Origin of the sequence: Argonema antarcticum A004/B2 (assembly GCF_023333585.1) — a bacterium.
Taxonomy (GTDB): Bacteria; Cyanobacteriota; Cyanobacteriia; order Cyanobacteriales; family Aerosakkonemataceae; genus Argonema; species Argonema antarcticum.
Window position 1 is genome coordinate 20,493 of sequence record NZ_JAIQZN010000077.1, and the last position, 12,837, is coordinate 33,329.

At 47.2% G+C, this 12,837-nt stretch carries 13 protein-coding genes; 7 read left to right on the plus strand and 6 right to left on the minus strand.

Going from position 1 to position 12,837, the window contains the following annotated elements; genetic code table 11:
• Nucleotides 1-9 precede the first annotated feature (9 nt).
• Both LAY57_RS26200 and LAY57_RS26205 read left to right on the plus strand, forming a co-directional pair.
• A complete protein-coding gene (locus LAY57_RS26200; protein ID WP_249070085.1) occupies nt 10-435 on the plus strand; it encodes a DUF29 family protein in 426 nt (141 codons plus the stop codon).
• A gap of 179 nt (nt 436-614) precedes the next feature.
• Nucleotides 615-1,196 carry a Uma2 family endonuclease gene (locus LAY57_RS26205; protein ID WP_249070086.1) on the plus strand — a complete coding sequence of 194 codons (582 nt, stop codon included), beginning with the start codon at nt 615-617 and terminating at the stop codon, nt 1,194-1,196.
• A gap of 169 nt (nt 1,197-1,365) precedes the next feature.
• Here the strand turns inward: LAY57_RS26205 and LAY57_RS26210 are convergent, their stop codons facing one another.
• Both LAY57_RS26210 and LAY57_RS26215 read right to left on the minus strand, forming a co-directional pair.
• Entirely contained in the window at nt 1,366-2,325 is a 960-nt protein-coding gene (locus LAY57_RS26210; protein WP_249070087.1) for an isoaspartyl peptidase/L-asparaginase, read from the minus strand.
• 120 nt (nt 2,326-2,445) lie between these two features.
• Nucleotides 2,446-2,592 (minus strand): DUF2256 domain-containing protein, encoded by a 147-nt coding sequence (locus tag LAY57_RS26215; protein ID WP_249070088.1) that lies wholly within the window; start codon nt 2,590-2,592, stop codon nt 2,446-2,448.
• A gap of 56 nt (nt 2,593-2,648) precedes the next feature.
• Here LAY57_RS26215 and LAY57_RS26220 point away from each other — a divergent pair, with 56 nt between their 5' ends.
• Nucleotides 2,649-3,425 (plus strand): RNA methyltransferase, encoded by a 777-nt coding sequence (locus tag LAY57_RS26220; RefSeq protein WP_249070089.1) that lies wholly within the window; start codon nt 2,649-2,651, stop codon nt 3,423-3,425.
• A gap of 130 nt (nt 3,426-3,555) precedes the next feature.
• A complete protein-coding gene (locus LAY57_RS26225; protein ID WP_249070090.1) occupies nt 3,556-5,322 on the plus strand; it encodes a serine hydrolase in 1,767 nt (588 codons plus the stop codon).
• 115 nt (nt 5,323-5,437) lie between these two features.
• Here the strand turns inward: LAY57_RS26225 and obgE are convergent, their stop codons facing one another.
• Together obgE and LAY57_RS26235 are read right to left on the minus strand one after the other, a co-directional pair.
• Nucleotides 5,438-6,445 carry a GTPase ObgE gene (gene obgE / locus LAY57_RS26230; protein WP_249070091.1) on the minus strand — a complete coding sequence of 336 codons (1,008 nt, stop codon included), beginning with the start codon at nt 6,443-6,445 and terminating at the stop codon, nt 5,438-5,440.
• Nucleotides 6,446-6,516: 71 nt separating this feature from the next.
• Nucleotides 6,517-7,224, minus strand: coding sequence for a Mo-dependent nitrogenase C-terminal domain-containing protein (locus tag LAY57_RS26235; RefSeq protein WP_249070092.1), 708 nt, complete (start codon nt 7,222-7,224; stop codon nt 6,517-6,519).
• 140 nt (nt 7,225-7,364) lie between these two features.
• Here LAY57_RS26235 and LAY57_RS26240 point away from each other — a divergent pair, with 140 nt between their 5' ends.
• Nucleotides 7,365-7,733, plus strand: coding sequence for an EamA family transporter (locus LAY57_RS26240; protein ID WP_249070093.1), 369 nt, complete (start codon nt 7,365-7,367; stop codon nt 7,731-7,733).
• 83 nt (nt 7,734-7,816) lie between these two features.
• On the opposite strand, the gene LAY57_RS26245 is transcribed toward LAY57_RS26240, so the two are convergent.
• Complete coding sequence (locus LAY57_RS26245; RefSeq protein WP_420839134.1) at nt 7,817-8,752, minus strand: class I SAM-dependent methyltransferase; 936 nt, start codon at nt 8,750-8,752, stop codon at nt 7,817-7,819.
• 484 nt (nt 8,753-9,236) lie between these two features.
• Between LAY57_RS26245 and LAY57_RS26250 the strand changes: the two genes are divergently transcribed.
• A complete protein-coding gene (locus LAY57_RS26250; RefSeq protein ID WP_420839135.1) occupies nt 9,237-10,058 on the plus strand; it encodes a sulfurtransferase in 822 nt (273 codons plus the stop codon).
• Nucleotides 10,059-10,207: 149 nt separating this feature from the next.
• Here LAY57_RS26250 and LAY57_RS26255 read toward each other — a convergent pair whose 3' ends face one another.
• Nucleotides 10,208-11,452 carry a porin family protein gene (locus LAY57_RS26255; protein WP_249070096.1) on the minus strand — a complete coding sequence of 415 codons (1,245 nt, stop codon included), beginning with the start codon at nt 11,450-11,452 and terminating at the stop codon, nt 10,208-10,210.
• 291 nt (nt 11,453-11,743) lie between these two features.
• On the opposite strand from LAY57_RS26255, the gene LAY57_RS26260 reads away from it, so the two are divergent.
• Nucleotides 11,744-12,837: FecR domain-containing protein (locus LAY57_RS26260; RefSeq protein WP_249070097.1), on the plus strand; the 1,094-nt coding region annotated here is incomplete at its 3' end.

The following is a 12,837-nucleotide window of genomic DNA, read 5'->3' on the forward strand; positions in this document are numbered from 1 at the left end:
GAGGTTGCTATGGAAGAATTACTAGAAATTAAGCAACTCCTACAGCAAGGCAAAATTGATGAAGCACTGCTGATAGTCGATGAGTTAGAAGAAATGAGCCTTAGCGATAAAGTCAACAAAATTGACAGTTATGGCGTTATTTTGCTCATCCATTTAATTAAACAAAATGCTGAAAGTCGCTCAACTCGATCTTGGCAACTTTCTATCAAAAATGCGGTGCGCGAAATCAATAAAATTAACAAACGTCGCAAAGCAAATGGTTATTATCTGAGTAGAGCAGAATTATTAGATATTCTGAAAGATGCCTATGAAATAGCAATGGAAAAAGCAGCATCAGAAGCATTTGAAGGGCGTTATGAAGCTGAAGAGTTAGCTACAATGGTTGAGAAGGAAGGAATTTTGTCTCAGGCAATGCAGTTGATCGAATTAGGGTAATAATGTTATATTTACTTGGATTCATTCCTTCGGCGGAAGATTAAGATAGCTACGGATAAGATCGACTATTTTTCGTTGTTTTACTTATTACGACTGACTATTGGGTATATGCGCTTACCAGAGGCCAGTATGCTCAACCATGCTATATTATGAAAAAGCGATCGCGAAAGGTGAGTCAGATGGTTGTCGCAATTTATAAAACCGAATTAAATACGGGTAGAGCCTTGCTGTCAAATGTGACATGGGATACTCTGGAAAAGTTGGATGCAGATTTGGCTGAAACTGGGGCGCGTTTAACTTATTTAGATGGGTATTTAGAAATTATGACTCCTTTATCAGATGCCCATGAAGAACCTAAGAAAACTTTAGGTCTGCTTTTAGAGATTTATATGCTGATGAGAAATATTCGTTTTTATACCCGTGGTAGTACGACAATTGGGATGAAGGAATTGGGGGCACGGAAGGAACCAGATGATTCTTATTCTTTGGGTACGCGCAAGTCGGTTCCAGATTTGGCGATCGAGGTGACAGTGACGAGTGGTGGAATTGATACCCTGGAAATTTATCGTCGAGTGGGAGTGCGGGAGGTTTGGTTTTGGGAGGATGGTGTAATTTCGGTTTATTGTTTGCGTTCTACGGGATATGAGTTGGTTAGTAAGAGTGAATTGTTACCAGAGTTGGATTTGCGATTGATCGAGTTTTATTCGCGGATGGCAGATCAATATGATGCGCTAAATGCTTTTATGAAATTGTTAATGTAGTTAGATGGAGTAGGGGGCGTCAAATTTTAGGCAATTAGCTTAAATGTTAAGGCTCTGACGCACCCTACTCTATGTGCCAGTTGCGTAAGTCCTATAAATATTCAAAAAGTTGGCAAGTTTTAACTTACCAACTTTTATGCTTCACAAAATGACAATATTGCGATCGAAACTAACAGACAAATCCCGTTAACTCATCCCCAGTCCATTCCAGAGTGTCGCCCATCTGTTCGCCAGTATGGTAGGCGGCGAGGAGGACTTCGCTAGTTTTACCCCAAGCAATAACACCCATAGCATCAAGACCGATCGCACCCAGATCCCGTTTGCGATCGCGAGATTCGGTAAAACTGCGATTCATAGCCGCCGCCAAAGACATTCCATCCGTCACCCGCACCACAATTCGCGCCGCCAGACACTCATCGATAATGTCTTCCCCAATACCCGTACAGCTAATACCTGCATAACCATTCGCATAATTTCCCGCAGGCATAGCAGAATCACTCACCCTACCAATCCGCTCAAAACCCTTGCCGCCAGTTGAAGTCCCAGCCGCCAAACGTCCGTGACTGTCCAAAGCTACCACCCCAATCGTGCCGCGTCCGGCACTACTGTCCGTCACCAATTCTTTTTCAGCTACTACCCCAGCCATTTCCTTGTTAAAATTATCATCGCGTTCCTGCATCCACTCCTGTAATCGGATATCCGTCAAAGGATTGTAAATAGGAACCTGCAACTCACGCACAAGTTCAGCCGATCCGAAATCCGATAGCACTCGATCCGGGGAACTTTGTAAAGCTTCGGCTAGCGCGATCGGATGTTGGACTCGCGAAACATTGATCGTGCCGCTAAATCGCTGAGTTATCCCATCCATCAACGAAGCACTCATCCGAATCTGACCATCCGATTGCAGCACAGAACCCGTTCCCGCATTAAAGCGGGGGTCATCCTCCAACAAGTGACAGCCACGCACAACTGCTGCTCTTGCGCTTTCTCCCGCCAACAGCAGCGCGTAAACTTCCTCCAAAACTTTATATAGCGATTTACGTACTATTTCTACACCTCCCTTGCTTTTAAGGGAACTACCGGCTCCACCGTGGATAATTAGCTTAGGTTGCACTTTCTGGGTTGTCATTTGTCAGTTGTCAGTTGTCAGTTGTCAGTTGTCAGTTGTCAGTTGTCAGTTGTCAGTTGTCAGTTGTCAGTTGCTTTACAGTTGTCGTACTCCCCATTCACCATTTTTAATTATTAATTTTTAATTACTCCGGCGACGGCGACAGCGTTCTGAGCAATACTTCACATCATCCCAGCAATCAGCCCATTTTTTACGCCAGGTGAACGGACGTTGACATACGGAACAAATTTTTGTGGGTAGATCGGATTTAGAACGCTGGCGTGCCATGTTAAGTTAACGATACTATTATTAATCCAATTTAAAGGAAACCCGGTACAGATGTAATGGATGAGACAGCCTTAGCGCAGGTGCGAATAGTGCTGGTGAGACCGATCGGCCCCTTAAATGTGGGGTCAGTCGCCCGCGTCATGAAAAATATGGGGCTGAGTCAGCTAGTATTGGTGGAGCCCAAATGCGAACCTTTGGGGGAACAAGCCAGGACTATGGCAGTCCATGCGGCAGACATTCTAGAAGCGGCTCAAGAGGTAGCCACCTTGCCGGAAGCATTAAAAGGATGCTCAAGAGCGATCGCAGCTACAGCACGCGACAGACGGTTATCTCTCCATCTAGAAAAACCCCGCAGCACTTTGCCCTGGTTGCTGGAAGAAGGATCGTCAGCCTTAATTTTTGGCCCTGAAGACCGAGGCTTAAGCAACGATGAATTGAAATATGCCCAGCGATTTATACGCATTCCTTCCAGCGATGCCTATCCAGCACTAAATTTGGCTCAGGCAGTTGCTATTTGCTGTTACGAACTTTACCAAGCAATAGGCGAAGGGGGACTCACCCCCCAACCATCTCCTCACACCGATACGGCAACATTAGAAATCTTAGAAGAGTACTATCAGCAACTAGAATCCGTGCTGTTAAAAATTGGTTATATCTATCCCCACACAGCAGCCTCCCGGATGGCGAAATTTCGGTTACTTTTTAATCGATCCCAGCCATCTACAGCAGACGTAGCAATGCAGCGAGGCATCCTCAGCCAGATAGAATGGGCCATATCTACAGGTTCTCCAGCTGTGCCAGACACCCTATTGCCCCCCCAGGATGAATCTTAGATCTCGGCTTTCATAGCCGACTCGATCCGAGTACACCTGGGATGTAGTAGAGTTTTTTGGGTTTAGTATTATCGGTGTACTGTGCATTTTTTGTCCGCAAATTAAGTCAACTTTCTAAGAGGTGTCATCCGTGGCAGCGTCCGATCAGGGCTATCCCCGTCGCCAGCGGCGGCAGCTCAAACAACAGCAAGTGCCACAGCGGCAGGAATTAGCCCGGACACCAAACGATCGGTCTGGGCTTCGACCCAGACCGTCTAAGGCAGGGGTTTCTTCTGCCCTAGAGCGAGGATTGCCCAGGAATGTAGGCCAACACCGTGACGGCTTGAACTGGTGGCAAAGGCTGTTTGGTCAACCCTCCCAAAAACCAGCACCCCCAGCCAGAAAGCAGCGGGGAAGCAAGGTAGTAGGATCTGGTAATCTCACCAATCTTTCACTCAGACCAACAACCTCAAAGGACGGGCTTACTAAATTTAGGGCAAAACCAACTTCTCTAGTGCAGGCGACCCCCGCGGCAAGAGAGATTTCCTCATCCAAAATCCAAAATGATCGCTTGATGTTAGATTTGGGATTGCCAATTTTGGATGAAGAGGAATATTCGGGACAAACTCTTGAGGGTTTGAACTATAGAACAAATCCCAAATCCCAAATCCCAAATCCAAAATCGAATGGCGCAAGGGATCGGCAAAGCAGGAAAGCAAAAGAGGAAAAGATTGGGAAATCCCCTCAGCCCAATCCTTCCCCAGCCTCTGTTTCACGGAGATCGTTACCTAAGCAGCGACGGAACTCCCCTCGCGTACTGGTGTACGCAATGCGCCTACTCATTTTGGGGATCGGTTTAGGTGCGATCGTCGGTACAATACTGTCGATTTGGAACCCAGCCAGCCACAAGCCATCTGCAATCTCTGAGACAGTTAATCCTTCCCAGCATAGTGCTGTAGCAGATGTTAGTTTAAAACCCTCCTCTACATTTGGAGATGACTTAACGGCGCTGAAGCTGAGTCAGGAAATTATGCCATTGAGAACTGCTGTACAGTCCTTAGCAAATCAGTATCCCCAATTGGCTCCAGGTATATTTATCCTCGATATAGATACGGGTGCTTATCTAGATTGGAATGGTGCTGCCAACTTGGCAGCGGCTAGCACGATTAAAGTACCGATTTTAGTTGCCTTTTTCCAAGATGTGGATGCTGGCAAAATTCGCTTAGATGAAGTAATGGCCATAGAACCAGAAGCGATCGCTTCTGGTTCTGGCAAGATGCAGTACAAACCCCCAGGAACAAAATATACGGCTCTGGAAACGGTAACCCAGATGATTACAATCAGCGACAACACCGCCACCAATATGCTGATTGCGCGTCTGGGTGGCGCGGAAGCCCTAAATCAGCGCTTCCGAGACTGGGGGCTGACAGCAACGGCAATCCACAACAAACTACCCGATATAAAAGGAACAAACATCACCAGTTCTAAAGAGTTGGCAAGCTTGATAGGGCGGGTAAACCAGGGCGAGTTGGTGTCCCTACCGTCGCGCGATCGTCTCCTCGATATCATGCGACGAACGGTAAACAACTCTCTCCTGCCACGCGGACTGGGAAAAGGAGCCACAATTGCCCACAAAACTGGCAATATTGGCTCAATGCTTGCTGATGTTGGCTTAATCGATTTGCCCAGCGGTAAGCGCTATATCGCCGCAGTGATGGTTAAACGTCCCCGCAACGATACGCGGGCAGCTGAACTGATTAACAAGATCTCTCGCGTCACCTATCAATACTTCAGCAAACCCATACCTAATACCCAGTTACCAGCTGGCGATGGGACAACTCCCGGTAATTCCATTCCTTCTCCCACCCCCATTAATCGCCTAGAAGATACCCGATCTGTTAATGCTCGTAACCGCTGAAAAAGGGGCTAGAAAAGTCAAAAGTCAAAAGAAAATTGCTCATTAGTCATTAGTCATTGGTCATTGCTCCCCCACTCTCCCACTCTCCCACTCCCCTTTTTGACTTTTGACTTTTCTAGTCCCTAGCCCCTGTTTCTTCCAGCATTCGCCAAATTTCCTGCAACATTGCCTCTAATCCGTTGTGGCTAACAGCAGAGATTAGGAAAACAGGGGCATTGCGAAGAGATCGGAGTTCGGATGCGAATGCTTCCAAATCGCGATCGATCGAAACCGCATCCATTTTATTAAGTGCCAGAACTTGCAGGCGTTCTGGTAAACCTCTACCGTATGCTTGCAACTCCTGCTCAATTGTTTGATAGTTACCCATCGGATCTTCTGCCGTCACATCGATCAAGTGCAGCAGCAAACGAGTGCGCTCAATATGGCGCAAAAAATCGTGACCCAACCCCACACCCTCGTGGGCACCCTCTATCAATCCAGGAATATCGGCAAACACAGCACCATCGCCGTTAGGTTTACGCACCACACCCAAATTCGGCTCTAAGGTCGTAAACGGATAATCTGCTATTTTAGGACGAGCCGCTGAAATCGCTGAAATTAAAGTAGATTTACCTGCATTCGGCAAACCGATAATCCCTACTTCCGCAAGCAGTTTCAACTCCAAACGCAGCAACCGTTTTTCCCCTGCTAGTCCTGGAAGAGCATATTCGGGGGCGCGGTTGCGGTTGCTGAGGAAATGCTGGTTTCCCAAACCACCTTTACCACCTTGAGCTACACAGATAGTTTGCCCCGGTTGTACCAAATCCGCGAATAATTCGTCTGTTTCGGTATCGTAGACAGATGTGCCGCAGGCAACTGGAATAATGCGATCGCTTCCATTTGCCCCAGTGCGATTATTCGGCCCTCCACGTCCCCCATCTTCCGCCTTAAAACGGTGAATGTATTTAAAATCCAGCAAAGTTTGCAGGTTCTCCGTCGCTACGAAGAATACCGAACCGCCCTTGCCACCATTGCCACCCGATGGCCCCCCAGCCGGAACATACTTTTCTCGTCGGAAGGCGACAATGCCATCGCCTCCATTTCCAGCCTCTACTTCAATCTCTGCTTGGTCAATAAATTGCATATCACTTATTCGTCATTAGTCATCAGTCATTGGTCGTCAGTTAGTTATTTTTAAGTGATGACCAATGACTGCTAACAATATTGGGACACATCTTCACCACAATCATCTGCTAAATAAGACAGCGCTCGGAAGCGCAAGCCTACTAACTGATCGTAAAGTGGATTTAGCTTACACAGGGGGGGAATATGTACGACTTTGTGGTCAAACAGGGTCACATCTCGCTCAAACGGACACTGGGACGGGATCATTTTGCACAAGAAGCGAGCCACCCTGGGATCTTGAATGTCCAGTCCTTCTAGCCAGTTCCGTACAGGTTTGAGCGCATCCCGTGACGGTTGCCCCTGGATGTACTCCTTTGCAGGTACTCCGCCTTGATGGGATACAAGAGTAGCAGGTGCTTCTGCCTTATCTTCGTAGAGAGTATGGCGTAAAGCCTCTAGCACTTCTTCCTTTTGTCCCAAAGCCTGACAAAACTTGTGCAGTACTTCATCCTCGCTGACAGAATAAACACCATCGGCTAATGCCACCATTACAGCAGTTCGCAAGAAATTCTCGGCAGCATCAGTGTTTTGCCCCAAAACCTGCGCTAACTCTGCTGGCCCGATCGGTTCCAGCGACCCCAAATCAACTGAGGGAGCAAGTTCATCCTGAGTCAAAGAGGCAATTAACTGCTGTTCTCGATCGTCAAAGTTGCCGTCAGCCCAAGCAAGAGTAAGCAAACCGCGCAGCCAAGCTGCAATTTGTTCGCTTGTGTAGGGAGATTGCAGAATGCTCGTCATAGTACCTATTTAATGCTTATACTCGACTCGATTTTAACTCTTGTGATGGTGGCAGTGCTAATAAGTTGATATTATTCAATCTAAAATCCAAAATCTAAAATCTAAAATTGGATGATATCTTTACACGAGAATTATAAGTTGTGACCCCCTCAGAGTTTGGACTGTTTCTCATTTCGGTGTTAACAAGTGTCGCGGGGCAATTTTTCCTAAAAGCAGGGGCATCAAAGCTAGGGAAAGTCAATGCCAGCAACTGGTTGAGTCATATTATAGGGATTGCGCTCACTCCTGAACTATTGTTTGGCCTTACTTGCTATGGTCTAGGAGCCTGCGCTTACATTCTGCTGCTGACGCGAGTCAAATTAAGTGTTGCTGGCCCAGCGGTTTCCTTAGTTTATGTTTTCTCCCTGCTGTTGGGCTACTTTGTTTTTGGGGAACCAATTCCGGTGAGTCGGATTGTGGGTTTGGGTCTAATCGTATCCGGTGTTGTTTTAGTGGTTTGGAACAGATGATTTCACTGAGAATTAAAAATCAAAAATTAAAAATGGAAATCAAATCGCATTTTTAATTTTTAATTTTTAATTTTTAATTTTTCTTAAGTGCGTCTGCACAAAATCCAGCGTAGTTCCATCGGTGGTTGACCATTAACGATCGGGAACAGATCTCGGCCTGTTGCCCAGTTAGCAAACCATCCGGTTGGTGGCCATGCCTCCGCAGGCAGGTGTTTCTGCTCGTATTCAAACACAGATTCATCTGAGATTGTTTCTAGGGGTAGTCCTTCCATTGCCGATGCTAGATCTGCGCGTGTAAAAATGGATGACCACGCTATTTCTGACATTTCTCGTACTACTTGTTCTGGTGCGTAGCCATCGGCGGTCAAGAAAGTGTTAAATAGTAAAAGACCACCGGAGCGAATCACATCGCACATTTTAGCAAGTAACAGTCGCAGTTGATCCGCATCTCGAAAATGAGAAATTACTTCTGCAACTATTGCCATTTTATAATGAGCGGGTCGCATCCGCACCATTGGGTCGAGGATATTACCTTGCGTGACTACCACAGGTAATCCCTCTGCTTCCACGGTTCCTTGGATCTGTTCGACAAAAGCAGGGGTTAATTCGATCGCGTGAACTAAATAGCCAAGCCTTGCTAGAGGTAGAGTATTGCGTCCCGTTCCAGCTCCTATATCTAAAATGGGTGTAATTGAAGGGTCTTGCCCTAATTCAGCCACTGTAGCCATCACCTTGGCATCTGGATGAGAACCGAATAAAGGCGGTTTTCTGGTTTCAACCCAGCTTTTGTATTGATCTGCAACTGATGAAACCGCTGTTGTCAGATTGCAAGTCAAACCTACATTAGGGGGTTTAGCTGGTTCGTACTTGAGTACAATACTTGAATGAGGTGAAGTGCGAAATCCTTCTTCCAACCTACGGCTAAGAACTTGACGCAACTGCTGTAGTTCTTCTTCAGAAAAGGCTTTGCCAAGTGAGTCGAATAGCATCTTCAGTCGCTGTAAGTAATGATCCAGCATTGCCGGTACGCAAGGCATTACCAGTTCACCACGGGGATATATGCGCGTATTGAGCTTGTTAAGAATGACTTGCTGTAATACAGCCGGATCGGTCACTAACGGCAGTGGTTGTGTCAATGCTTGTGTATCTTTAGAGGCGACCAAGTTCCCAGTCTCCGTTGCTTCACATCTGTTGGATTGATTTAAATTTTAACCAATAGGTGCCCAAAGCCCTAAAGTATAGCTAGGGACTTTCTTGCTAGGGGCTAGAGTAAAAAGGTTTAGAATCAAGGGTTTCAGGAATTAAGAATGTCTTAACCGCCCTGGCGGTCACTATATCATCAAGTCATCCAGGCGGGATGTAATGAAGAACCTCACCCCCCAACCCCCCTCCCCGTTGTGGAGAGCAGGGTGGTTTCATACAAAGAGAGAAAAATGATAATGTTCCTAAGCGATCGAAAGTCTACAACCAAAAAGTATGAATCTGATCGAGCAGTTGCAGCAAATTACAGACTATAGGCTTGTAGTTTCCCCACAATGGCTGTCCGAACACCTGGACGATCCGCAAATTGTAATTGTTGATTGTCGCTTTTCCCTTGCAGATACAGAATTGGGACCCCTACAATATCAGACGAGTCACATTCAAGGCTCACACTATCTCGACCTCAACGACGATCTTTCTTCGCCAGTTGGTAAACATGGCGGACGACACCCTTTGCCAAACCCAGTCGAATTAGCCAAAAAATTAGCAGCAATCGGGATTAATTCCCAGGAAACTCTAGTTGTCGCCTACGATGATTCCCGCTTTGCCTTTGCTTCCCGTCTGTGGTGGTTGCTGCGCTATCTGGGACACGACAAGGTTGCTTTGCTTGATGGTGGCTGGAAGTCATGGCTATCGGCTGGTTATCCGGTTACAGACGCACTGGCAATGCCCAAACAGGGTAAATTTTTGCCAGAGGTGCGATCGCACTTTGTCGTAGACATTGACACCGTAAAAGACCGCAAAGACCTGCCAGAAGTCGTGTTAGTCGATTCGCGGGAGAGCGATCGCTACCGAGGCGAACGAGAACCGATCGATCCTATTGCCGGACATATCCCCAGTGCCGTTAATTATCCCTGGCAAGATGTCACCGATGAAGTTAGCAGGGTGCTACCCGTGACAGAGCAAAAACGCCGCTGGTCAGGCTTAGAAAACGCCCAAGAGATTATGGTTTACTGCGGTTCTGGCGTTACTGCCTGCGTGAATTTATTGTCTTTAGAAATGGCTGGAATTCATACGGGAAAGCTCTATGCCGGTAGCTGGAGCGATTGGTGTTCCTATAGCTAGGGGCTAGAAAAGTCAAAAGTCAAAAGTCAAAAGTCAAAAGTCAAAAGTCAAAAGTCAAAAGTCAAAAGTCAAAAGTCAAAAGTCAAAAAATAATTAATTACAACTGACCACTGACCACTGACCACTGACCACTGACCACTGACCACTGACTAATCAAAAATTTGCCAATCAACACTGTAAGTAACGCTCAAAAACAAGCTATCGAAATCAATGTTTGGCTCGTTAGAACTGCCCAAAGTTGTGCCAGCCTGGACGTTAATCTGGCTATCCTTAGATACCCCATAAGTTAAGCGACCGAGTAAGCGGTGATACCGATCTAAGCGATCGCGCTTTGTAAAATCAGAATAGCTAAATTGGTAGTCCATTCCAACCTGCAAATTCGGCTGAAAATAGTAGCTCAAGGAAACCGACAAGTAATTGATGACCCGACTGCGGCTATCTGGATCGGCAAAACTCAGACGAACATCGTAGAAATAATCTAGGGCTAGCTTTCGAGTCAGCCAGTCTCGTCGCGAAAGCGTCAAATAGGCGGAATGCTCGTTCAAAAAGCGATCGCCATTACTTGCCCTAAAATATTGTTGATTGCTCCAACCAATTTCGCCAAAGGTACGAGGCGCAATGCGCTGGCTAATACCGGCTCTGAATCTCACAAAATTATAATCGAACTGGGATTCATTGAAGTAGCGAATTAAATAACCATCAATTGATGTGCTTAAATAAGTTCCGGGTCTGAGTTCTGGTGCCGACCACAGGGTTACGCTAGGAACAAACTGACTATCTGCGATCGGATCGACCCCGGAAAAAACATTGCTCGTGTAAAAATAGCTGATTCGAGGCACCACGTGCAATACTGGCTGAGGCTGACGTGGCGGCACTCTCCGCTCTCGCAGGCGCAGCCTTCCCAAATCCGGATCTTCCTGAGCAACAGTCGGCTCCGACTGTTGCTGTGTCGGTGCAGGCGGGGAGTTAGGAGGCTGTGTTGGCTTTACTTGCTGACGGGGTTGTCCCGTTGGCTGCTGTACCCGATCGGAATTATCAGCCGAGATAAATTTAGGCCATACTTCAAAAGTAGCCCGTATGTCTGGCTGCGTATCTGTATCTGATTGCTCCTTGACGATCGAGATTTCTATACTTGGCTTCCCTAAATCCGCTGCCCAAGAACTAACCCCTGGAATAATTACCTCTGGCGGCAGTTGCTCATTGAGCGAGCCAATTTTATCCTCTGAAGCGACAGGAGAGTGTGTCCGCAGCATGAGCGGCGCTATAGGCGTCGTCACCGATGGAGTACTTGCCTGTGCCATAGCACGCAATCCCATAGAAGACCAGACTGCACTACCAGAGACTAACAAAGTGTAGAGCGATCGCTTCCAGCCGGTGTATCGAGCGAAAACCATAAGTTTAGCGTTAAATTTTGTGAAAGTACACGATCGATGCACCCCAATCCCACCGACATAATTGCACCAAATTCACAGTCTAGCTCTCTATATTTAGAAATAAGCAATAAAATCATTAAAACAGTTATTTTAGATTCTTAATTCAGGATATCTCCTTTTTACTGCTCCTTACTTCGCCTTATCATCCTTGTGAGATAAGGCGTTTCAGTGGCGATTTTGTAGCATTGAGGTTAAGGGTATGCTTTTGTCTGCTTTGGTATGGGTTAAAAATTTCTGCTTTGGGGACGATCCATGTCTCATAAGTTAGTTCTGCTTCTGGGCTTAATTTTATGGAGCGTAATGACGCTGCCTCTACCCAAAGAGGTAAGTGCCGAAATGCCTTTAAATAAAGGCGTTATTCAGAGTCTACGCAACCTCGTTCGGCTAATTCCGCAAAATCAAACAGGGCGTCCTGCCCGTGTATCCGATCCAATGAACCCTGGAGATTCTTTGACCACTGGGAGAGAATCTTTAGCAGAGTTGCGGTTCAACGACGGTTCTTTGGCAAGAGTTGGCGCACAAGCGGTATTTCAATTTCTGCCAAATACACGAACCTTGAGACTTTCAAATGGCACCGCACTGCTCCTGATTCCGCCGGGACGCGGGACAACGCGAGTGCAAACCCCCAACGCCAGAGCAGGAATTCGAGGTTCAGCTTTATTCGTGCGCTACAACCCCGACACTAACACCACAGTAGTAGGAGCCCTGACAAATAGCAACATCGAAGTATTTAATCAGAATGGTTCCCAACGGGAGGGGCTGCAAGCAGGACAGCTTGCGGTAATTATTAAAGACAGAATTGAACGCATATACGATTTTGATATCAAAACCTTTTATGAAACAAGCGATCTGGTTAGGGGACTAAACCTGACTCAGCCAGGTGATAAAGCCAATCCAGATGCGGCTATGGCAGAAGTTCAAGCTGAAACTTCTGCGGCAGTGGCAGCACAGGCTCCAATCACAGGCGAAGGCGTGATTGAAAATCCAGCTTTTGTCCAGCTGCCTGCCGGTTCATCAGATTTGCCTGGTGGTGGGAGTCCCATTGATAACCGTCCAGATACATCCAGGCCCGATCGAAATTTTGGAGTGCAGGACAGCCCAAATCCTTTAAATACCAACCCAGCTTCCCAGACTCCCCCACTAGAAGGTGGAGAGATTCTGTCAAATCCGAACACTTCCCCACCACCACCACCAGCGCCACCACCAGCGCCACCACCAGCGCCACCACCAGCGCCGCCACCAGCGCCACCACCAGCGCCACCAGCGCCACCACCAGCGCCACCACCAGCGCCACCAGCGCCACCACCAGCGCCACCAGCGCCACCACCAGCGCCACCAGCGCCACC

Coding starts and splice junctions, on each gene's coding strand:
- LAY57_RS26200 (WP_249070085.1), top strand. CDS start 10: ATGGAAGAATTACTAGAAATTAAGCAACTCCTACAGCAAGGCAAAATT.
- LAY57_RS26205 (WP_249070086.1), top strand. CDS start 615: ATGGTTGTCGCAATTTATAAAACCGAATTAAATACGGGTAGAGCCTTG.
- LAY57_RS26210 (WP_249070087.1), bottom strand. CDS start 2,325: ATGACAACCCAGAAAGTGCAACCTAAGCTAATTATCCACGGTGGAGCC.
- LAY57_RS26215 (WP_249070088.1), bottom strand. CDS start 2,592: ATGGCACGCCAGCGTTCTAAATCCGATCTACCCACAAAAATTTGTTCC.
- LAY57_RS26220 (WP_249070089.1), top strand. CDS start 2,649: ATGGATGAGACAGCCTTAGCGCAGGTGCGAATAGTGCTGGTGAGACCG.
- obgE (WP_249070091.1), bottom strand. CDS start 6,445: ATGCAATTTATTGACCAAGCAGAGATTGAAGTAGAGGCTGGAAATGGA.
- LAY57_RS26235 (WP_249070092.1), bottom strand. CDS start 7,224: ATGACGAGCATTCTGCAATCTCCCTACACAAGCGAACAAATTGCAGCT.
- LAY57_RS26245 (WP_420839134.1), bottom strand. CDS start 8,752: ATGCTGGATCATTACTTACAGCGACTGAAGATGCTATTCGACTCACTT.
- LAY57_RS26255 (WP_249070096.1), bottom strand. CDS start 11,452: ATGGTTTTCGCTCGATACACCGGCTGGAAGCGATCGCTCTACACTTTG.